Source organism: Virgibacillus carmonensis (genome assembly GCF_057836705.1).
In genome coordinates, this window is sequence record NZ_JBYQFJ010000017.1 from 36,859 (window position 1) to 58,584 (window position 21,726).

26 protein-coding genes are annotated in these 21,726 nt (G+C 37.4%); 10 read left to right on the top strand and 16 right to left on the bottom strand.

Translation table 11 applies throughout. The annotated features are described in order from the left end of the window. Positions 1-14: 14 nt before the first annotated feature. Together AC3G7N_RS13710 and AC3G7N_RS13715 are read left to right on the top strand one after the other, a co-directional pair. Positions 15-836 (top strand): undecaprenyl-diphosphate phosphatase, encoded by an 822-nt coding sequence (locus AC3G7N_RS13710; RefSeq protein WP_489422730.1) that lies wholly within the window; start codon positions 15-17, stop codon positions 834-836. Positions 837-916: 80 nt separating this feature from the next. Then, the gene (locus AC3G7N_RS13715) at positions 917-1,192 is read left to right on the top strand and encodes a YrhK family protein (RefSeq protein ID WP_489422731.1); all 276 of its coding nucleotides are present in this window, start codon (positions 917-919) and stop codon (positions 1,190-1,192) included. Between the two features lie 129 nt (positions 1,193-1,321). Here the strand turns inward: AC3G7N_RS13715 and moaD are convergent, their stop codons facing one another. The 5 genes from moaD to yjfP form a co-directional block, all read right to left on the bottom strand. Beyond that, a complete protein-coding gene (moaD, locus tag AC3G7N_RS13720) occupies positions 1,322-1,555 on the bottom strand; it encodes a molybdopterin converting factor subunit 1 (protein WP_489422732.1) in 234 nt (77 codons plus the stop codon). Beyond that, the gene (locus AC3G7N_RS13725; protein WP_489422733.1) at positions 1,548-2,021 is read right to left on the bottom strand and encodes a molybdenum cofactor biosynthesis protein MoaE; all 474 of its coding nucleotides are present in this window, start codon (positions 2,019-2,021) and stop codon (positions 1,548-1,550) included. The genes moaD and AC3G7N_RS13725 overlap by 8 nt, the downstream gene beginning before the upstream one ends. A gap of 10 nt (positions 2,022-2,031) precedes the next feature. After that, a complete protein-coding gene (mobB, locus tag AC3G7N_RS13730; RefSeq protein WP_489422734.1) occupies positions 2,032-2,523 on the bottom strand; it encodes a molybdopterin-guanine dinucleotide biosynthesis protein B in 492 nt (163 codons plus the stop codon). 79 nt (positions 2,524-2,602) lie between these two features. Further along, on the bottom strand, positions 2,603-2,914 hold the full coding sequence (locus tag AC3G7N_RS13735) for a metal-sulfur cluster assembly factor (RefSeq protein ID WP_089533532.1): 312 nt from the start codon (positions 2,912-2,914) through the stop codon (positions 2,603-2,605). 70 nt (positions 2,915-2,984) lie between these two features. Further along, the gene (gene yjfP, locus AC3G7N_RS13740) at positions 2,985-3,746 is read right to left on the bottom strand and encodes an esterase (protein ID WP_489422735.1); all 762 of its coding nucleotides are present in this window, start codon (positions 3,744-3,746) and stop codon (positions 2,985-2,987) included. Between the two features lie 333 nt (positions 3,747-4,079). Between yjfP and AC3G7N_RS13745 the strand changes: the two genes are divergently transcribed. The 4 genes from AC3G7N_RS13745 to AC3G7N_RS13760 all read left to right on the top strand — a co-directional run bounded on the left by AC3G7N_RS13745 (position 4,080) and on the right by AC3G7N_RS13760 (position 5,788). Beyond that, a complete protein-coding gene (locus AC3G7N_RS13745) occupies positions 4,080-4,913 on the top strand; it encodes a Cof-type HAD-IIB family hydrolase (protein ID WP_489422736.1) in 834 nt (277 codons plus the stop codon). Positions 4,914-5,016: 103 nt separating this feature from the next. Continuing rightward, positions 5,017-5,166, top strand: a complete 150-nt coding sequence (locus AC3G7N_RS13750; protein WP_489422737.1) for a hypothetical protein — start codon at positions 5,017-5,019, stop codon at positions 5,164-5,166. Continuing rightward, positions 5,167-5,361, top strand: coding sequence for a DUF3813 family protein (locus tag AC3G7N_RS13755; RefSeq protein WP_489422738.1), 195 nt, complete (start codon positions 5,167-5,169; stop codon positions 5,359-5,361). Positions 5,362-5,524: 163 nt separating this feature from the next. After that, entirely contained in the window at positions 5,525-5,788 is a 264-nt protein-coding gene (locus AC3G7N_RS13760; RefSeq protein ID WP_489422739.1) for a NifU N-terminal domain-containing protein, read from the top strand. 123 nt (positions 5,789-5,911) lie between these two features. Here AC3G7N_RS13760 and AC3G7N_RS13765 read toward each other — a convergent pair whose 3' ends face one another. Further along, entirely contained in the window at positions 5,912-6,760 is an 849-nt protein-coding gene (locus AC3G7N_RS13765) for a YitT family protein (RefSeq protein WP_489422740.1), read from the bottom strand. A 139-nt stretch (positions 6,761-6,899) separates the two neighbouring features. Here AC3G7N_RS13765 and AC3G7N_RS13770 point away from each other — a divergent pair, with 139 nt between their 5' ends. Beyond that, positions 6,900-7,760, top strand: a complete 861-nt coding sequence (locus tag AC3G7N_RS13770) for a DegV family protein (RefSeq protein WP_489422741.1) — start codon at positions 6,900-6,902, stop codon at positions 7,758-7,760. Positions 7,761-7,981: 221 nt separating this feature from the next. Here AC3G7N_RS13770 and AC3G7N_RS13775 read toward each other — a convergent pair whose 3' ends face one another. The 4 genes from AC3G7N_RS13775 to AC3G7N_RS13790 form a co-directional block, all read right to left on the bottom strand. After that, positions 7,982-9,472, bottom strand: a complete 1,491-nt coding sequence (locus AC3G7N_RS13775) for an alpha-amylase family glycosyl hydrolase (RefSeq protein WP_489422742.1) — start codon at positions 9,470-9,472, stop codon at positions 7,982-7,984. 96 nt (positions 9,473-9,568) lie between these two features. Beyond that, positions 9,569-10,576: an NAD(P)/FAD-dependent oxidoreductase gene (locus tag AC3G7N_RS13780; RefSeq protein ID WP_489422743.1), complete on the bottom strand. Its 1,008-nt coding sequence runs from the start codon at positions 10,574-10,576 to the stop codon at positions 9,569-9,571. Positions 10,577-10,596: 20 nt separating this feature from the next. After that, entirely contained in the window at positions 10,597-11,619 is a 1,023-nt protein-coding gene (locus tag AC3G7N_RS13785) for a FecCD family ABC transporter permease (protein WP_489422744.1), read from the bottom strand. Continuing rightward, entirely contained in the window at positions 11,619-12,632 is a 1,014-nt protein-coding gene (locus tag AC3G7N_RS13790; RefSeq protein ID WP_489422745.1) for a FecCD family ABC transporter permease, read from the bottom strand. The genes AC3G7N_RS13785 and AC3G7N_RS13790 overlap by 1 nt, the downstream gene beginning before the upstream one ends. A 205-nt stretch (positions 12,633-12,837) precedes the next feature. Here AC3G7N_RS13790 and AC3G7N_RS13795 point away from each other — a divergent pair, with 205 nt between their 5' ends. Continuing rightward, complete coding sequence (locus tag AC3G7N_RS13795; protein ID WP_489422746.1) at positions 12,838-13,797, top strand: ABC transporter substrate-binding protein; 960 nt, start codon at positions 12,838-12,840, stop codon at positions 13,795-13,797. Positions 13,798-13,975: 178 nt separating this feature from the next. Here AC3G7N_RS13795 and AC3G7N_RS13800 read toward each other — a convergent pair whose 3' ends face one another. Further along, positions 13,976-14,341 carry a YisL family protein gene (locus tag AC3G7N_RS13800; protein WP_489422747.1) on the bottom strand — a complete coding sequence of 122 codons (366 nt, stop codon included), beginning with the start codon at positions 14,339-14,341 and terminating at the stop codon, positions 13,976-13,978. A gap of 155 nt (positions 14,342-14,496) precedes the next feature. Here AC3G7N_RS13800 and AC3G7N_RS13805 point away from each other — a divergent pair, with 155 nt between their 5' ends. Further along, entirely contained in the window at positions 14,497-15,693 is a 1,197-nt protein-coding gene (locus tag AC3G7N_RS13805) for an ornithine--oxo-acid transaminase (RefSeq protein ID WP_489422748.1), read from the top strand. A 52-nt stretch (positions 15,694-15,745) separates the two neighbouring features. Here AC3G7N_RS13805 and AC3G7N_RS13810 read toward each other — a convergent pair whose 3' ends face one another. Next, complete coding sequence (locus AC3G7N_RS13810) at positions 15,746-16,933, bottom strand: DUF418 domain-containing protein (RefSeq protein ID WP_489422749.1); 1,188 nt, start codon at positions 16,931-16,933, stop codon at positions 15,746-15,748. Between the two features lie 221 nt (positions 16,934-17,154). Here AC3G7N_RS13810 and AC3G7N_RS13815 point away from each other — a divergent pair, with 221 nt between their 5' ends. Next, the gene (locus tag AC3G7N_RS13815) at positions 17,155-18,327 is read left to right on the top strand and encodes an MFS transporter (RefSeq protein ID WP_489422750.1); all 1,173 of its coding nucleotides are present in this window, start codon (positions 17,155-17,157) and stop codon (positions 18,325-18,327) included. A 35-nt stretch (positions 18,328-18,362) separates the two neighbouring features. On the opposite strand, the gene AC3G7N_RS13820 is transcribed toward AC3G7N_RS13815, so the two are convergent. From AC3G7N_RS13820 to AC3G7N_RS13835, 4 genes are all read right to left on the bottom strand, one after another. Next, positions 18,363-19,136 (bottom strand): ABC transporter permease, encoded by a 774-nt coding sequence (locus AC3G7N_RS13820; protein ID WP_489422751.1) that lies wholly within the window; start codon positions 19,134-19,136, stop codon positions 18,363-18,365. Next, positions 19,114-20,097: an ABC transporter ATP-binding protein gene (locus AC3G7N_RS13825; protein WP_489422772.1), complete on the bottom strand. Its 984-nt coding sequence runs from the start codon at positions 20,095-20,097 to the stop codon at positions 19,114-19,116. The genes AC3G7N_RS13820 and AC3G7N_RS13825 overlap by 23 nt, the downstream gene beginning before the upstream one ends. Before the next feature lie 507 nt (positions 20,098-20,604). Next, positions 20,605-20,781: a YjzC family protein gene (locus tag AC3G7N_RS13830; protein WP_489422752.1), complete on the bottom strand. Its 177-nt coding sequence runs from the start codon at positions 20,779-20,781 to the stop codon at positions 20,605-20,607. Between the two features lie 62 nt (positions 20,782-20,843). After that, positions 20,844-21,605, bottom strand: a complete 762-nt coding sequence (locus tag AC3G7N_RS13835) for an alpha/beta fold hydrolase (RefSeq protein ID WP_489422753.1) — start codon at positions 21,603-21,605, stop codon at positions 20,844-20,846. Between the last annotated feature and the right edge of the window lie 121 nt (positions 21,606-21,726).

Below are 21,726 nucleotides of genomic sequence, written 5' to 3' on the forward strand. Positions count from 1 at the left end.
TGGAGGGATTCATCTTGGAAGGCGTTACAGAACTTTGGCTATTAATAAAATATCTACTATTAGGTTTAGTACAAGGATTTACAGAACCGATTCCGATTTCTTCAAGTGGTCATTTAGTCATTTTGCAGGAGCTATTTGGGATAGAAATTGAGGGATTATCTTTTGAGATTTTAGTAAACTTCGGCTCATTAATTGCAGTCTTGATTATTTACTGGAAAGACATTATGCGGTTAGTTCGAAACAGTTTAGATTATATGATGACTAAGGATCCGGATTCAAAAGGTGATTTTCAATTCATCCTTTTTCTAATTGTTGCAACCATACCAACTGGAATTCTGGGCCTTTTATTTGAGGATTATATTAGTTCGAAGCTAAGCACAGTAGCAGTTGTTGGAGTGACCTTATTAATAACTGGTCTTGCACTTTGGATAATTCGAAATTTAAGAGGCAGAAAGAACGATGGTGATTTAAAGGTAAAAGATGCAATTATTGTTGGACTAGCACAATCTGTCGCTTTGATTCCAGGCATAAGCCGTTCCGGAGCTACGATTGTCGCAGCAATGCTTGTTGGGATGAAAGTAGAAACTGCATTACGGTTTTCTTTCTTGCTTTATATTCCAGTAAGTCTGGGAATCACAGTTATGTCAATTGGGGACATTTTAGGAGATAAAAATATTAATGCACTAGCTATTCCCTATGTATTGGCGTTTGCAGCGGCTCTCATTGCCACCTACTTTTCCTTAAAGTGGTTCATGAATATTATGGCGCACGGCAACTTAAAGTATTTTTCATTTTACTGTTTTATCATAGGTATACTTGTTATTCTCTTTTTGTAGATGCATACAGAACCTCGATTATGTTTAATTTAAGACAATAGATGGGAAAGGTATAACAGCCTATCAGTGGAGGTATTCGAATGCCAAGTATTAAAGATGAAAAGAATTTCCTTGATGTTCAAATGGGGACATATGAGGTTTCCTTTAATAAAAGATATCGGTTCATTGCGTTGATGAATGACTTTACTTTAGGATTAGAATTTTTAATTGGTAGTGTATTATTTTTATTTGAATCAACCCAAACAGCTGGCACCATTCTATTTATCATTGGAAGCGCACAATTAGTTGCACGACCTATCATTAAAATAACGCACGCCATTTTCTTTTCCCGCGTTTCTAATAAAACAATAGATTAGAAAACTTGGCATCCGCCAAGCCTTTAATGGCGGATGCCCTAGTTGCACTCATGCAGTAAGAAAGTAGTTATACTTTCTTAACTGCCAAAAAAATTTCTAGCGATGATTAACGCTAGAAATTTTTCTTTATTAACCTCCGCTAACTGGTGGGATAAAAGCGATAATATCTCCACTTTTAATGATGGTATCTTCTTCAGCGTATTCTTCATTAATCGCAATCATTGCATGGTCGATGTTTTCCAAATTAAAGTCACTCAAAAAATTTGTTTTCAAATCCTTCACTGTGATCTCATTTGCTTCAATCGTTACTTTTTCCTTACCTACCACTTCTTGTAACTCTGCAAAAAATAACACATCAATCATGATGCATATCCTCCTCTGTCGGTATGTCATTCTCATAGGAACTGTTCTCCTTTTGATCACCAATCCAAAGGGTCCCGTTCTCCCAATGTTCTTTCTTCCAAATAGGAACGATTTCTTTAATCCGTTCGATTGCATACCTGCTAGCTTCAAAAGCATCATTTCGATGAGGGGTTGATACAGCAATTACTACCGCGATATCGGATATTTCTAAGCAACCAACCCTGTGAGCGATTGATGTCTTGGTGTTTTCCCATTTATTTTCAATTTCCGCACCAATTTGTGCTAGTTTTTTTTCTGCCATTGGAACGTAAGACTGATATTCTAAATATACGGTACGTTTTCCTTTTGTAAACTCACGTACTGTACCGATGAACGTATTAACAGCTCCAGCATCAGCACGGATAACCTTTGTTATACATTTATTCACTTCTATTACTTGGTCAGTAATCCAGAATTGCTTGTCCATTCTAACACCTTCACTTGTTTGTTATGTATGATGCTATTTGAGGGATGTGCTCTTCAATCTTCCTTAAATCAAAAGCAGGAACATTATTTATTAAAGAAATATCGTATGTTCCTACCGCAATTATATTGGAAAGTTCATGTAAAAGCGATAAATGTTCACTATTTTCCATTAAAACAATCTTTGGATAATCTGCCCGTTTGTAGCCTTCTACAAGCAATAGATCGATTGGGAGCATTGTGTACATGTTGATTAATTCATCAAAGTGAAGATTATGAAACGTAAGCTGGGTTATTGACTCGCCTTGCACTCCACTAATTAATGACCCTGCTTCAAATTGTGAAGTACTGTCTGTACCTTCAGGTAGATTAATATCCCCACCATGACCGTGATGTTTCAATGTTCCAACCTTCATCTTTGTTTCAGATAAATAATGAACAAGTTGTTTCATAAGTGTTGTTTTACCTGAATTTTTATAGCCCACGATTTGTACAATATTTACCATATGTTGATTCCCTCATTTTTCCATAAATAAGAAAAGGGTCGATCCATGTTACATGAATCAACCCTTATTTAACAACCGATCAATCAGGAATTCCAAGCGCAATCTTTGCATAGCGAGACATTTTATCTTTGCCCCATGGTGGATCCCATACAATCTCAACATTGAGTTCTTTTATTTCTGGAATGTCCTCCAATGCATGACGTATATCCTGTTCAATATGTGCAGCAAGTGGACAACCCATTGATGTTAGTGTCATCTGAACAGTGCAAAGACCGTTATCGTCCATATCTACATTATATATTAAGCCGAGATTCACAATGTCAATCCCAAGCTCAGGGTCAATTACGTTTTCGAGTGCACCAATCATATTGTCTTTTAAAGCTTCTTCCATGACTCAAACCTCCCTCACTATTCCTATATTTTATTTAAACATATTTTAACGTTTTTTTAAATGGAATAGCCTATAAATAATTCTCAAACCATTCCACTGTTTTTAAAATAGCAGTTCTACTTACTTTATGACCTTGATTTGATTGGTTTACAAATTGAATGTCATCCTTATTTTGATAAAGTTCACGTGCTTTTTCATAAAATGTATACGAATGATCAAATGGTACAACGGCGTCATCTTCACCATGCCAAAACAACAATGGCCGGTTATTCAATTTATCCATTTGCTCAGACAAATCGTATTGTTTTAACGACTCAAATAGATAATTGATCATTTCATCGGTGACAGGTAAATCCCCCATCCGCTTAAAACTGCTAACTAATGTTTTGGCATACGTTGTAATTTTTGGGGATCCCATTAGAACCGCTGCTACCTTAATCCATGGATATTGTGTTAAAGCTGCTGATGTCGTTATTCCGCCCATACTGGTACCAGCAATACCAAAGCGATCATCCAGGACCAGCTTTTCTTGTTTTAGGATATCATGAATTTCCTTTGTTTCATGAACATTTTGCATGACGATATCCCAAAACGAGATTTGTTTTTTCTTTGCTGAAATGTCAAGTTCACGCTCACCATGATATTCACTATCCGGTAAAACAACGCGGAACCCTTTCTCCGCTAATAAATATGCAAGTGGTAAATTATGTTCCTTTGCACTTGTAAACCCATGATGATATAAAACAACTGGTAATGCTTTATTTTCTTTACTTGATTCAACTATAACTAATGCTGGAATAGTGTTAAACTTTCTATTACTGACCCCAATCATCTTACAATTCTCCTCATTTAAGTGCATGTTCAAAAAGTCGGCAAATTAGAAACAAAGTCAACATTAGCACGTCCTGTGCGTCAAGTTCAAGGCGTGAAGATTTTGCGGACCGGAAAAACTGAGCAATAGAATTACCATCGAAGCTTTATTTCGCACGCAGCTTCAAGGAATGAAGAAATTCACCGTTTATCTTTTGATTACTTTTTGAACAACCTTTTTCATATATTTATTTCATCATAGTCCTTATATAGTATAATTTGCAAGCATCACACAATATAATGCTTTACATAACATCGCATCCCTTATAAACTAATGTAATACGAGGTGAAGCTTATGGAAAATAAACGACATTTAATAGCATTGGATCTAGATGGAACGCTATTAACCGACAAAAAAGAAATAAGTGAACGGACAAAGAAAACAGTTCATAAAGCAATAGAGGCTGGACATGTTGTCGTAATTGCGACAGGACGACCACACCGCGCAAGTATTAATTACTATCACAGCTTAGGTTTAGATACACCAATGGTTAACTTTAACGGCGCGTTGATTCATCATCCAACAGATGATAAATGGGATGCATTACATAACCCTATGCCTATCCGAACCGCACATAAAATTATTGAAGCTTGTTATGAGCTTAATGTACACAACATATTAGCTGAAGTAAAAGATGAAGTATTCCTTGATCAGTACAATGAACAAATCATCGATATTTTTCAATCGACACAAAATGACCCACCCTTTAAAATTGGTAGTCTGAAAAATGAATTAAAAGAAGACCCGACATCATTGCTTATCCACCCAAAAGAAGATAACATAAAAGAAATTCGTGCTCATCTAGATGATTATCATGCCGAGTTAATCGAGCACCGTAAATGGGGCGCACCATGGAATATCATTGAAATCGTTAAAAAGGGCATGAATAAAGCTGTTGGTCTGCAAAAATTATCTCATTATTATGATATCCCTCAAGAACGAATTATTGCATTTGGGGATGAAGATAATGATTTGGAAATGATTGATTATGCAGGTGTTGGTGTAGCGATGGGAAATGCAATTGATGAATTGAAAGCTGTTGCCAAGCATGTCGCACAATCAAATGAAGAAGATGGCATTGGAATTTTTCTCGAAAATTATTTGAAGTTGCAAGTTAAAACACAATAACTTTTTTCTGTTATTTTCCATCAATATAAAAAAGAAAACGGTCCATACTAGTTAGTGAGCGCAACCAAGCGTTCACTTTCTTATTTTGTTGGGGGGATTTACTTTGAGCAAACAAAGCAAATCAAAACGTTTTACTCACCAGGGTGCAACTTCCGTTAAACAGCATGCCGAACGTTTTCCTTATAAATCACGGTTTAGTGACGCAGACCGAAAAAAAGAGGAAGCGGACGACCACACAGTAGGAGGGTTTTAGATGGAAAACAATCTTTTTCAGCAAGCTAAAAAAGCCGTCTCAAGCTTTACCAACATGCAAGGTACTGCTAGCACACAAGAAAAGCAAGCAGCACACAATGCTGTTCAATCCGCATATGCTGATTGTTCACCTGAAGAAAAACAGCAACTGCAACAATTAGAACAGCAGCTTAAAACGAAAAACCAATCAAGCTAATCACCAGGATTTTTGCAATCCAATCCGTGTAAACGGTTGTATACGATTTCTCCTTAATTGATTATATTATTTCAGAAATTAATGCAAACGTACCTCCACCTTTTCGGGGTGGAGGTTTTTATGCTAAAATAGACCTAAGTAAAGATATATAGGAGGTTTAATAATGGGAGTAAGAGCAGAAGCTACACCAAATCCAAATGCATTGAAATTCACAACAGACAAGCTGATTTTTGAAGGAAGCAATAGTATCTCTGTTATGCCTGGTGACACAAGTGAACACGAAATATTAAATGATTTAATGCAACTTGAAGGTGTTGATAATGTTTTTGGTTATCAGAACTTCATTACCGTGAATAAACAGTTCGATGCAGAATGGGACAACCTATCCCCTCGCGTTCAAGAAGTGTTTGAAAAACGCGGCTATTAAGTACATATTTTTGTGTGCATAGGACAGCATGTTATTGCTGTCTTTTTTATTTGGTTTAGTTTGGGGGTCCGCTGTACTAAAAAACTTCATGAAAAAACCGCCTCGTTCGGAAGCGGCTAATTACTAATTACTATCTCGTCTAAAGAATCCGAATATGCCTGTTGTTTGAACAATGTTTGTAAAGGCATTTGGGTCAATTTCACTAATTATTTTTTCTAAATCATACAACTCATATCTTGTTATGACAAGATACATCATGTTTTTATCCTCTTTTGTATAAGCACCTTTCGCAGGAATAATTGTTATACCGCGCACCATCTTATTATGAATGGCACGTTGTAATTCATCCGCTTTGTGCGTAATTATCATGGCTGTAACTTTTTCGTGACGTGTATGAATCGCGTCAATTACATATGTTGTAACATACAAGGTTAGCATGGTATACAACGCATTTTCAGGCTCATAAAGGATACCAGCCATCGCAATGATCACTGCGTTTAATAGTAAAAAATAAGTTCCAATTGGTTTATCCTTCATTCGTGATAGCACCATTGCTACGATATCCATACCACCTGTCGATGCACCAAGCTTTAATGTAATACCTACACCTATTCCTCCGATTACACCACCAAATACAGCGTTCAATATAATGTCTTGTGATAATTCAATAACTGGAAGAATCGTTAGAAATAAAGTTGTAAAAATAACAGAAATAATACTATAAACGGTAAAGCCCTTTCCTACTTTAAACCAGCCGAAAACAGCAACTGGGATATTAAGAATGAATAAAAGCACACCAGTACCTACTCCAATTCCAAGCACGTCTCTAAACACACTGGACATGAGCTGCGCGGCACCTGTAAATCCACTTGCATATACATTTGCTCCAATTAGAAAGAAGTTTAATGAAATAGCATTTAATAGTGAACCAAATATAACAATTAGTATACGTTTTGCTTCAAATAAAAACATGTGTTACCTCCTACTGCAGTTCTTGCGGTATTTATTTACATGGATATTAGTAGAAATATTTTGTAAATATACTTTGACTATCCTCCACGCTAGCCTTAAACTGAAAGAAATGAAGACTATAGAAGTGAGGGTGAGTCAAATGACTGTAAAAATACTAGCTGATTCAGGATGTGATTTGTCAAAATCTCATTATAACGAATTTGATATCGAAATGGTACCATTAACTGTTCAATTAGATGAAAAAGAATACGAAGATGGAAAAACCATTACACCAAAAACGATTTATGATGCCATGCGCAGTGGCGAGAGCCCAAAAACAGCACAGGCTTCTCAACAATCGTTTAAAGCTATTTTTACATCTTATGCAGAGAAAAATCAACCTTTAATTTATATTGGCTTATCATCCGAGCTTTCAGGCACATTTCAAGCAGCTAAAATCGTGGAACAAGAGGTTAAAGAAGATTATCCTGATGCTCCTATTTATTTAATTGATACGAAGTGTGCATCACTTGGTATTGGTCTAGTTGTGATTCGTGCCGCACAGCTCGCGCAAAATGGTGCTTCCGTTGAAGAAATACTGGAAACTGCTAAGTATCAGGCTGATCATATGGAACATATCTTTACCGTTGATGATTTGGAGTACTTATACCGAGGTGGACGAGTTAGTAAAACCGCTGCTTTTGTTGGTACATTATTGAAAATTAAACCGATTTTACATGTAGATGGCGGCAAATTAATTCCCTTGGAAAAAATTCGCGGATCCAAAAAGCTGTTGAACCGCATTCTGGAAATCACGGAGGAACGTGGAACTAACCTTTCTGATCAAGTTATGGGGATAAGTCATGGGGATGACATGGAAACTGCCGAAAAACTTGCCGAAATGCTAAAAGAAAAGTTTAATCCAAAAGATATTCAAATTGAAATGGTTGGTTCAGCAATAGGCGCTCATGCCGGACCTGGAACAATCGCCGTATTCTTTTTAAATAATAAAACAAAATAGGTTGTAAAGCTGGATCATCTGTGATGTTCCAGCTTTTTTAAATGATTTATCAACGTTTGCTCTAGGGATATCAACACTTGTTCTGATTTATCAACGCTCAACCCCAGATATCAACACTCGTTCTAATTTATCAACGCTCAACCCCAGATATCAACACTTGTTCTGATTTATCAACGTTCAACCCCGGTCACACTACAAAAGAAGAGAGAGAAGTAGCCCAGTTACCGGCTCTCCCTCTCTCTTTTTCGTTGCCTATAGCTTAAGATCATGATTGCGGTTACGAAAATCACAAATATACCAACTACCATACCAATAAATAGCCAGTTGAGTCCCTGATTATCCTCTAAAATATAAATTTCAACTGTTTCACGATCCAAAGCAATTTTATATTCATCCTGCTCATTTTCACGAACGATATTATCACCAAGAAGTCCACTTAATTGCATGCCTTCTGGTACATCTTTTACAGAAACTGTCTTCGTTTCTGTATCATTATTAAATGCAATAAACATCGTTTCATCTTTATACGTACGTTTAAACACACTTAGCGCGCCATTCGTATCTACTAGGCTAAAATCTCCATATGAGAGCACTGGGAATTGTGTGCGGATTGCTGAAATTTTTTCTAGGAAATCCCTTATCTTCTCATCCCCACTATTAAATTGAACCATCTCTAAAACTTCTTCTGTCGTATTTCCATCCATTGGAACTTCAGACCCTTGGAAAATAATTGGTACACCAGGACTTGTATACAGATAAGCTAAAGCAAGTTTCCATGTAGTTTGTGGATTTAAATTTCCTTCCACAATTTTTCGTGTGAATCTCTCTGTATACGCATTGTCCACATATACAAGGCCCTCGCGTTTTCCCGTTTCTTTCCACGTATCATAAATGTCCGTTACAGGCGTACCAACATTCGTAAAGACATTTACAATAGATTCCTGAATTGGTGCATACTCAATCAATGGTATACCTAGATCCAGGTATTCTTCATTTAACGGTGTTTCACTTAAAACATCGCCCAGCAAAAAGATGTCGGGTTTTACGGATTTAACATGATTAACAAAATCAGTTAAAAACGCTGGTGATGATTGATCCATCGCATGGAGCTTGTATCCATCAATATTAGCTTCTTCCAGCCAAAAAGCAGCGGCATCAAAAAGCATTTCTTTTACTTCTGGATTAGCTTGGTTTAGCGTTATCGCATCGTCTAACCAGAGCGTATCATTGACCGTGGTTTGATTTGTCCAATCAGCTTTAGATGGATCATCCACCAAAGGATGAGTTGGCGCAACATAGTTCGTTACAAACTCTAGCACAACTTTCATATTTCGATCATGTGCTTCTTTTACCAATTGCTGCAAATCATTCAATGTCCCAAACTGCTCATCCACTTTAAAAAAATCTTCTATCCAATAACCATGAAATTTATCTGGTGCATTCGCCATAATCGGCGACAGAGAGATTGTCGTAAACCCATATGCCTTGATTTCATCTAATTTCTCCGTTATTCCTTTGATATCCCCACCATGATAGGCATCCTGATCGTTTAAATCGACCTGATCATCAATTCCTTGATTTCCATTATTGAATCGATCTACCACAATTGAATAGATAACTTCTTCTTTAATAGGCTTTTCCGTTGCATTAACAGGAAAAGCTCCAATCATGAAAAACATGATAAAAAAAGAAGATAATAATCCCTTTTTCATAAAAACGTCCTCCAGCTATTTATTTACCACTATTAATTATTACGCTTTTTGCTCACTAGTCAATGGAGTTGGATGGATTGTTAAAAATTCTTCATACTATTTATCAAACGTATCCATATTTGTAGAAAATAGTTTTTCCAGTTCCTTGTTTGGCGCAATGTGCCGTTTCGCATTATTAATTGCAATCGGTCCTTCATTAAAGCCACCCGCAATTAATGGAAGTTTTGTAGGGAAGTTTGCAATATCACCTACCGCAAAAATACCAGGAATACTCGTTTCCATGTTACCATCGACTTGTATAGTTCCATCTTTCATGGTCATTCCCCAAGTAGATAGCGCTCCTAAATCAATTTCAAATCCGTGATTAACAATTAGATCATCCATTTCGATGGATTGATACTTCTCAGACTCTGTATGCTTTACCAGGACAGATGATATACGTTGCTCGTCCCCATTCAATTGATCGATGACGTAAGGTGTCTGAATGGAAATGGAGGAATTTTTCATTTTGGTAATATTGCTCTCATGACCAACAAAATCCTTCTTGCGGTACAGGAGTGTCACACTTTGGGCAATCGGTTCTAACTCGTTTGCCCAATCTATCGCCGAATTCCCACCACCTGAAATTACTACGCGTTTATCTCGAAACTTTTCCATCTCCCGAACAAAATAATGTAAATTACCATCTCTGTATTGGGGGGCATTCGGTAAGTCTAGTTCAACTGATTTTAATGTTCCAAATCCGGTAGCAATAATTACCGTTTTCGTATAATGCTCATTCCCTTTATGATCACTAAGTATAAAGTAGCCATTGGAAAGCCGTTCTAATCCTTCCACTTGTGTTTCTAGTATAACGGTTGGATCAAACGTTTTAGCCTGTTCAATAAGCTGCTCCGTTAATTTATCTCCAGTTACTGTGTGAATTCCACCAATATCTCGGATTACTTTATCTGGATAAAAATAGGGGACCTTGCCACCTAAAAAAGGTAAATATTCAATAATTTTCGTTTTCATTTCACGCATACCACTATAAAAAGCAGAAAATAAACCTACCGGGCCACCGCCAATAATAGTCACATCAAATAACTCAAACTGTTTTCTCATGTGTTGCTCCCTCCTGCTTTCTACTTTGTTTTCATTAATAAATAGACGAAATAGGGTGTACTTAAAATAGCAACGATTATGCCGACTGGAATCTCTGTAGGAGCTAAAATAGTTTTCCCGATTGCATCTGAAACCATCAACAACAAAGCTCCAATCAAAGTTGAGATCGGTATAATTCGTTGGTGTGTAGGCCCAACAATTCTCCGGGCAATATGTGGAACGACAAGACCAAGGAAAGCAATACCACCACCAGCAGCCACACAAGCGCCCGCTAATGCGACAGCAATTAGTAATAAAAGTCGTCGCTCCCTTTCTACATTCGTTCCTAACCCAGCAGCAATATCATCACCTAAATTCAATACATTTAAGCTGTTTGCCTTATGTAATGCGATTGGGATTAGAACTAGAATCCATGGTAAAAGCGCTAATACAAAACTCCAATTCGCACTCCATATATCACCGGCAAGCCACACAGTTGCTTGGCGGAAATCCTGAGGATCCATTTTCAATTGGAAGATAATTAATGCCGCACTAAATCCAGCATTCACACCAATCCCCACTAGTATTAGCCGGATTGGATTCACTCCCTCTTTCCATGCCAAAAAGTAAATCAAAAACGCTGCAAAAACTGCTCCAATAAGGGCAAACAACGGCATAATAAAAGCTGAAATAGTACTTGTCATGGAAAGCGTATCCTGAAAGAAAAAAATAAATAATACGACTGCTAGACCTGCACCAGTATTAATCCCTAAAATTCCCGGATCGGCAAGATCATTTTGTGTAACACCTTGCAGTATAGCACCTGAAACTGCAAGGCCCGCACCAATTAACAATGCTAGTACAATACCAGGTAGCCGGAAGTCGAACAGTACCAATTCCTGTCTCTCTGTACCTTGACCAAAAAACGTTTTACTTACATCAAATGGAGAAAGCTGAATAACCCCAGTGCTTAGACTCACAAAAAACATACCAATTATTAATACACCTAGTCCAATTATGATTGCATAAAATTTCCTACGTTTCATCCCTTGTTCTGGCGTCATTATTTTCCACCTCCACTACCACGAGCTAAATAAAGAAAGAATGGGACACCAATTAACGAAGTAATAGCACCTACTGGCGTTTCATATGGTGCATTAATTAATCGTGCTACAACGTCTGCCAACACTAATAAAAGCGCACCAAAGATCGCCGATGATGGGATGATCCACCGGTAATCTGTTCCCATAATAAATCTGGTGATATGTGGAATAATAAGACCAATAAACCCTACCGTACCTGCAACAGATACAGCTGCACCGGTCAAAACCAATACAGCTACAATACCTAAAATTTTTATTAACATATTGTTTTGCCCTAAACCAGAAGCAATATCTTCCCCTAAGCTTAGAATGGTAATCGATCTAGCGATAACCAGCGCTAAGAATAATCCAATACCACCTGAAATAAGAAGGATTTGAATCGATGTCCAATTCGTTCCAGCTAATCCACCGGCAAACCAAAAAGCCATTTGTTTTTCTAGTTGAAAATGGAGAGAAATGATAGACGAGATAGAACTTAAAAGTGTCCCAATCGCAACACCGGCTAGGGCAAGCTTGACAGGTGTTAATCCACTTTTTGAATAAGATCCAACCATAAATACTAGGATAACTGCGATACCTGCCCCAGCATATGATGCGAGTGTTAAGCCAATATTGGATACACCTGGGAAAAACGCCAACATAATCACAAGTGTGAATGCTGCACCATTTGTTACACCCATAATCGATGGTGAGGCTAATGGGTTACGTGTCATGCCCTGCATGACAGCACCAGACACAGCTAAAAACGCACCGACCAAAGCTGCACCAAATGCCCGAGGTAGACGTAATTCCTGAATGACTTGGTGAGTTGTTAAATTTGAGTCAAACTGAAAGATTGCTTGCCAGACCGTTGATAGATTTATGTCAACTGCTCCATACGATACGGAAATTCCGACTGAAAAAATCAATGCGACGATGGCAAGTATATTTATAATCGTTTTTAATAAGCGTGAATGCGTAATTGTGGCTATCATGATGGTCCCCCGACTTCAACATGTTTAAATTAGTAATCGTTCCATTTCGATTAAGAATCATTATCAATAAAAAGTATAGACGTTATTAGTACTGTCTGCAATGTTTTGGCTGTTCTTACTTTTGTCACATTTCGTATATTGACTTTTTAATTGAAAATGATTATCATTTACACTAGATATTATTAACTCAGAAGGAGAATTACATATGCGAATTTTTTCTAAAAAAAACCTATTGTTAGTTTGCTCACTCGCCATCTTGCTATTTGTAATTACCGCTTGTAGCAATGAAAGTGATAATACATCATCAAAGAATTCTGATGAAACAAAGGGTTCAGAGGTAACGATTGATGGTAAAAAAGGAGAAGTTACCATTCCAGCCGATGTGAAAAAAATTATTGCTCCCTACCATGAAGATGCGCTACTAGCACTTGGTGTAACCCCTGTTGCAAAATGGTCAATTGGTAAAAGTATACAGGATTATTTAGACCCTCAACTAAAAGAAGTACCACGAATTGAGTGGAACCTTCCTCAAGAACAGGTTCTAGAGCACAATCCAGATTTAATTATTCTAGGTAGCGACCTTGCAAGCTACGAGGGCTCGTATGAAGATTATCAAAAAATCGCAACAACCTATGTTATGCCTGATGCCGTTAGTAATGATTGGCGCAAACAAATTGAAGTTTTCGGCAAAATGCTAGAAAAAGAAAATAAGGCAGATGAAGTGTTGGCATCCTATGAGGAAAAAGTTGCTGAAGCTAAGGAAAAACTATCCAACTCAATTGGTGATGAATCCGTTGCAATGATTTGGGTTGCCGGAGGTCAGTTTTATTTATTTGAAAAAGATCGCCACAGCGCTGATGTTGTATATTCCGAGTTAGGTATTAAGATACCACCTTTTGTTGAAAGCTTAGGCAAATCTGAAGTAGCGTGGAATCCGATTTCGATGGAAAAGCTTTCTGAATTAAAAGCAGATCATGTCTTCCTTTTAGCGCTTGAAGGTGAACAGGGACTTGAAACATTAGAAAAAAGCGCTGTATGGCAAAGTATCCCAGCTGCTGAAAAGGATCAAGTTTATATAATGAACGATCCAAGCTTCTGGACTAATAAAGGTTTGATAGCTTCACAAAAGACAATTGATGCATTAGTCGATACGTTAGCGAAGTAATATGGTGGAGAGTCCGAATGAGGCGTTTGTTCTTGTTCGGGTTTTTATTTATATATTGATTTATTGGTTGAAATCTTGTAATGAGCGTTGCTTTCTCAAAACGACAGCTGATATCTCTATTAACAGCTTACAATAAAAACAGGAACGCGCATCCTCAGATACGCGTTTTCTCCTATTTTTATGCAAATCCACCTGATAAACGTCCAAAACCTAGAATCAATGTAAGGACTATTGCAATTACTAGTTGAATCCAAAAGCTTTTTGTTGCTTCATGTCTTGCCATTTTAACAGCAACCATTTCCATTGCAAAGATAGCCCAAATTCCAGCCAAACCTTTAAAAATTGCCTCACCCATCATTGGGCTTCCTCCGAAATAGTTTGCTAGTAATGTTCCACCAGAATATAAAATTAATAAATAATCTAGTCTTAGAATCATATGTGTAATTTTTGCGCCTTTAGCTTTACCTGATTTGTTCAATACCACAACAACGATAAAGAGGATAAATGCTAGAGCCCACGCTGTTACATGTAAATGTGTAGTCATGTTTTTTCCATTCCTTTCTATTTCCTTGTCTATAATATAACAGATTAAATATGGAAATTCATATGAATTCTTTTTGAACATTACCATGAAGTAATTATTAGAAAAAACTGTTATACTAATAAAGTATTGTATTTTTTTTAAATCGGAGGGATATTATGTCACATTCTAGTCAAGAAATTATCGATCAAACGCAGGAATTTGGAGCAAAGAACTATCATCCCCTTCCTGTTGTAATATCAAAAGCTGAGGGTGTATGGGTAGAAGATCCTGAAGGTAACCGCTACATGGATATGTTAAGTGCATATTCTGCTGTTAATCAAGGGCATCGTCATCCGAAAATCATTGATGCGTTAAAAAAACAAGCTGATGCTGTTACATTGACATCTCGCGCATTCCATAATGATCAACTTGGTCCATGGTATGAAAAAATTTGTAAACTAACGAACAAGGAAGCAGTATTGCCAATGAACACTGGTGCTGAGGCTGTTGAAACTGCTATCAAAACCGCTAGACGTTGGGCTTATGACGTAAAAGGCGTTGCAGAAAACAAAGCTGAAATCATCGCATGTGAAGATAACTTCCATGGCCGCACGATGGCAGCTGTGTCTCTATCATCAGACCCTGAAAATCAACGCGGGTTTGGCCCATTACTTCCTGGAATTAAATTAATTCCGTATGGTGATGTTGATGCTCTTAAAGCAGCAATCAATGAAAATACAGCTGGTTTCTTATTTGAACCAATCCAAGGTGAAGCTGGAATCAATATCCCGCCTGAAGGATTTTTAAAAGAAGCACTAGATGTTTGTAAAGAAAACAATGTATTGTACATTGCTGATGAAATTCAAGCTGGCCTTGGCCGAAGTGGTAAAATGTTTGCATGTGACTGGGAGGATGTAACACCTGACATTCTTATCTTAGGAAAAGCGCTTGGTGGCGGAGTATTCCCAATTTCATGTATAGTAGCCAATAAAGATATCCTTGGTGTATTTAACCCAGGATCACATGGTTCAACTTTCGGTGGAAATCCATTAGCTTGTGCTGTTTCTGTTGCTTCACTTGAAGTTATCGAAGAAGAGCAACTAGCCGATCGTTCACTCGAACTTGGTAATTACATGATGGATGAATTAAGAAAAATTGATAATCCACTGATAAAAGAAGTTCGTGGTAAAGGATTATTCGTAGGTGTTGAACTTACAGAAGCAGCACGTTCCTATTGTGTCGAACTAAAAGAAAGAGGATTACTGTGCAAAGAAACACATGAAAATGTCATTCGTTTCGCTCCACCACTAGTTATCGAAAAAGATGATTTGGATTGGGCAATTAATCACATTAAAGAAGTTTTAAAAGGATAATAACTAAAAAAAGCGAAACTAGCTTCAATCAGCTAGTTTCGCTTTTTTTAGTTCATACAGACTCTTCCCTATTTACTTCTTTCCGAAAGGCTTGCTTCTTATTATAGGTGAGTCCCCTCCAAATCCATTCCAATGGCCCAAACTGATAGTGTTTAAACCACCATCTACTTGCAAACACCTGCAACGTATAAACAATCACAACAATTATGACGCCTTCTAAAGGGCGAACCGTTCCATATAAGGCGAACCCGACACCATAAAATAAGAGGAACATAATAATAGATTGAGAAAGATAATTGGTCAAAGACATACGTCCAACATGGACAAAAGGCTTAATTATTCTCATTCCTAGGTCTGTTCTTGCTAGTAAACCAATGGAGAAAATATAAAATAGCGCTGATGCTGATCCACCAATATTATCCTGAATAAAGGAAAACCAAATAGGGTTTCCATATGCATATGGCCCTAACTTCAATGCAAGGAAAAATACTAAACTAACTAACCATCCCCATTTCAATACTTTTTGGAATTGCTCTAAATCATGCAGCCATCTTTTCCGTGCAATAAACATTCCCACCAAAAACAGCGGTAATAATGTACCCGTTAAAAATAGATAGGAGATCCCACCATTTGCATACTCCCAGTCCACATAATTCTGAGACCATATTTCAATAAGACTATTGCTTTGATAACTAACGATGGCTTGTTTTATTGCCTCTTGATCAACAAAACCAAGATACTGGCGGAACTCATATAAGTACATGGTATAATATGTAACGCTTGCTCCCATTAATAAAACTGCCCATATTAACAACGTTTTATTTTTCACTTCTACAAAAAGCAATAAAAACAACCCTATAATTGCATAGGATAACAGAATGTCACCATACCAAATCAAAAAGGCATGTACCAGGCCAAAGCCCATCAAGATAAGCATTCTACGGAATAAAACTCTGTACACCGGGCTGCCTTTTTCAACTAGACTATCAATCATCATCTGAAATCCAAAACCAAATAGCAACGAAAATAATGTATAAAAGCTGGCTTGGAAAAAGACATCAATGATACCTTGCACGAGATGATCAACTGACCCTGGCCATGCTCCTGCTTCTCCACCATGCATAAAATACGGTGCCGAAAAAGCACCTACATTGACCATAAATATTCCAAAAATCGCAAATCCTCTTGCTGCATCTATCCAAAGTAATCGCTTGCTCTCCCTTATTGGCTCTGCGCTCATTTTTCATCCTACTTCCCTTTGTCTATAAACGTACTATCTATAGTATTCTGTATAAACTCCAAATCTTCCTGTTTATATAGGTGTCTTTCTTAACTTTATTTGCACTTAGGAAAGCATAAAAAATATCAGGATTATTTATGACCTAATAGGATTATAGCTTGTTTTTTGATCCATTAAAAATTAATATGGTAATGGTACACAACAGAGAGGAAGCTTTTTCTATGGATAAACGAGTTTACTTTTTAACAATCATTTCATTTATTGTTGGAATGGTCGAATTAATTATTGGTGGCATATTGGATTTAATAGCAGCAGATTTACACGTTAGCCTTGGTCAGGCAGGTTTTTTAATCACCATTTTTTCTTTAATATTTGCAATTGCAGCACCGATTTTATTAATTTTAACCGCAAAAGTAGAACGTAAACAATTAACATTAATTTCATTAATCATATTTTTGCTGGGAAACATTGTAACAGTTTTCAGTCCAACATATAGCATACTATTTATCGGACGCATCATATCCGCTACAAGTGGTTCATTGCTGATCATCCTATGTTTAACAATGGCACCAAGTATAGTCGACCCCAAGTATCGCGGCCGAGCAATCGGGATTGTTTCCATGGGTGTAAGTGCTTCGCTCGTATTAGGTATTCCAATCGGTTTAATGCTGGGTAATGCATTTAGCTGGCGAGCTCCTTTTGTGCTGATTAGCTTTTTAACTGTGCTTTCTATCATTGCCATCTATTTATTTATGGACAAGGTTGAACCAAAGCCATCAGTCCCGATAGGAAAACAGCTTTCAACCTTAAAAGAACGAAAAATATTTTTTGCACAAAGCACAACATTTCTATTTTTGGCAGGACATACAACCCTATACGCTTATTTAACTCCCTTTGTAAAAGAAACCATGGGGATTGAAGGAACTTGGATAAGTATTATCTATCTGATTTTCGGAATAGCTGCCGTAAGTGGCGGAGGTTTTGGCGGTACGCTTTCAGATCTGATGGGCACAAAACGCACAATTCTAACAGCTATTATTGCGTTTGGGTTAGCAATTTTTGCAATTCCATATACAACCTTTTTCTTGCCGTTATTCCTTGTTGTAATGATCGTTTGGGGGATAATGAGTTGGGCGATATCACCAGCTATGCAAAGCTATCTAATTGAAGCTTCCCCCGAAACTTCAGACATTCAGCAAAGCTTGAATAATTCCGCATTACATCTTGGTATCGCAGCCGGTTCATTAATTGGCGGTATTGTCATTGAACAAGTTTCGATTGAACAGACCGCAACTGTTGGTGGATTGTTAGTTATTATCGCACTTGGAACTGCTTTATTTTCCATGCGTGAAGGACAACCTGCTTCCCATAAAGACAACAAGACACGAGTGTGATGCTCATGTCTTCTGAATTCTCTGTACAATCTCTTTTAGTAATGTGCCAGCAAGCCTTTATTCATTGCTACACGTTCACACATCTGAAAAATACCAAGGCCAAGGAAAAAATAGAAAACAGCATTAAAACTAAGAATCATAAAATCCCCCATTCCGATCTGGCTGAGCGTAATGCCGTCTATCATGACATTACGGACAAGATCAACACCCTTTACAAACGGAAAATAAGCCATGAATGGTGCAACAGATAACGGAATAAACGTCAAGCCCGCTAGGATAAATTGTAAAATCTGCAGGAAAGATTGAACCTGTTTCCAAATAATCGAAATCCCAGCAATCATAAAACCAACTCCAAACATACTAATAAGCGTTAAAATCATGATTGGAAAAATCGTAATGACATCAACATTCAGCCATTGGCCAGAAGTAAACATCGACAAGTAAAGCAAAGCAAAAATTATGATAAAGTTAATTAAGGTTGACGAAATTAAACGGGCTGATAAAATCTTCCACAATCCCATTGGAGACATGCAAAGCTGCTCAAGTGTTCCACGCATTGCCTCATTGGTGATTTGCCAGCCCACATCTTGCATGACTGCTATTGCCAAAAACCAGAATACATAATTTACAATGGCGTATTGGATATTGATATCCTGAGAACTCGGGTCACCTATCAGTTGAATTCCGGCAAACATCGCGAGAAATATTGCGTAAAAGGTAATAATCATGGCAATTGTATTTGGCATGTATCGTATCAGTTCGAGATATTCTTTTCGTGTATTTGCTTTAAGAAGATTGAACCAACGCATCCTGTTTTTCCCCCTTTACAATTTTCATGAAAATCTGCTCGAAATTGATAGTTGCTCTGTCGATTGCCTCCACAGGTGTATTTTCCATTTTCAAGACGTTAAATAAATCATAGATTTCTTCACTTTTAAAAAGGTCCACTTCCAATGTTGAATGAATCGTATCTGATGTATAAACTAGGTTTGGAAACTTTTGAAGCAGGAGTTGATGCTGTTGGTCACTTAACAAACTTCCGAGCGTAATTGTGTAGGATCTCACTTCAAACAAACGAAGCAGATTTTCTACTCGATTATTTGTAATGATCCTTCCCTTATCAATGATTACTGTTCGATCACATAAATCTTGAATAACATCCATATCATGCGAACTGATAATGATTGTGCGATTATACGTTTTCACAATATCCTTTAATAGTTCGCGCACCTCATATCCTGTCTCAACATCTAATCCAAGAGTTGGTTCATCCAACAAAATAACATCGCTATCTGCAAGCATCGATACTGCTATGGCAAGTTTTTGCTGCATTCCTCGTGATAAACGGTTAACCAATTCTTTTTCTTTCTTTTTCAAGTTAAATGTTACAAGTAGTTCTTCTACCTTCTCAGCGACCTCCCTACGTGAAAAACCTCTATTACCAGCAAAATAGTCCAGATTTTCTTTAACCGTCAGACGCCAATAAAGATTCCTGTTGCCTTCCAAAACTGCACTAATATGTCGTAGCGCATCCAGACGCTTTGCTTTGTTATCCAAACCAGCAATCGTAATCTTTCCAGATTCTGGAACCAACAGCCCGCAGATCATTTTAATCGTAGTTGTTTTCCCAGCACCATTCGGTCCCAAAAGACCAAGGATCTCCCCTTTGTTTACTGTAAAAGAAATATCGTTTACAGCATGGACAAGTTCCTTTGTCCCCCTTTTTTTGTAAGACTTCTTCAAGTTTTTGACTTCTACAATTGAATCCACACGCTTCATCCCTTCTGCACTTTCAATAAATTTTTTATCTACTCTGAATGTTATATGGTAATCCCCATTCCCGCTACGTTCCAGAGAATGAACATTTATCAGTCTGTAGTTGGAGACTTTCTCAATCTTCATGATGAAATCTAGTTTTAACTGACAGCATAAAGAAATAATATATTTAAATGGTACCACATATCTAAATTTTCTGTCAGTTTTTTTATTATGCTAGTATGAAATAATTTCCTAACTAAATAAAAGCATAATTAAAAGACCATCCGATTTTGGATGGTCTTCTAAAAGTGTTTGTTCAAAAAGTCGGCAAATGAAGTTCAAGGCGCGAGATTTTGAGGACCGGACTTGCACAGGATGTGCTGACTTCTACGTTGTCCACAGGACGTGGACGGTTTTCGTAGAAGTTCCTCATGCTTTTAATACGTGAGGACCGAAAAGACTGCGAAACGAAGAAATTGGCCGTTTATCATTTGGTGACTTTTTGAACATCCTCTTAAATTAGTTCTTATCATATGTCCAAACACGATCATGGTTCGAGTTTTGCGGGAATTTATCTCCCGACTTAAGCTTGACTATTTTTGGATCATTAACCATACTTCCTGTTTCACCAATTTCCATATATACACCGTTATTCGGTGCTTTTTGTCCAAAACGAAAATGACTGTATTCACCCATGTTATCACTCCTTGTCCTGTTATTTTTTGCTACTTTTAAGTAATTATGCGAAAAAAAGTTTATCAATACTTTAAAAAACTTGATAGTGCATGATTAAATGAATGATATTTTTTGATTGGAACTTGATGAAGAGATTTGTTAACCAGCACACTTTTCATTTGTGGGACATGCTGCTTGTAAAGCTCTAGATAAGGACGAATGTGGCTGAATTGGCCATACAATAGGAACAATGGACACTGAAGGCTGCGCAGAAGTTCCGTACACGTATAGTGCAAGCTTTTCTCATAAAAACCGTAAGCGCTTCGAGGGTCTGCTTTTAAACACTCATGAAAAAGCTCACGCTTATCCTCTTTCGTAACCTTATGCGACACCGCCAAAAGCTTACTTAAAAGCTCACTTTGTCCAGTTCGTACGAGAGCCATACCGAATTGATATTGCCGCTTTAAAGTAAATGTACTCACTTCTGGAAATCCCCCTGAAAGCACGAGTGCCTTGACACGATCTGGATGAGTAAGTGCAAATTCTTGAGCAATTGATCCGCCTGATGAATAACCAACAATGACAGCCTGATCAATCCCCAGTGCATCTAAAAAAGCCAACAAATCCTTTGTAAGAAGGGGAATAGTCACCACTTCGTCACTGATTCCACTTTTACCATGGCCCCTAATATCGTATGTAATTACCTGAAAGCGATCCGATAGTTCGTGCTGGTATTTGAACACGGTATGTCCCATTTGTGGCGGATGGATGAATACAAGCGGGAGGCCAGTTCCTGATGACTCGTAATAAGTGGGTAGAGATGGGGATATCTCGACAATTGGCATAGTATCCTTCCTTCCATTGTTAATATGTTGAGCTTGTACTGTATATATCAGCCTATACCTTACTGCTTTTCAACATATTATTTAACAATCTCCAGAAAGTATTCTCAGAAAAAATAACCAC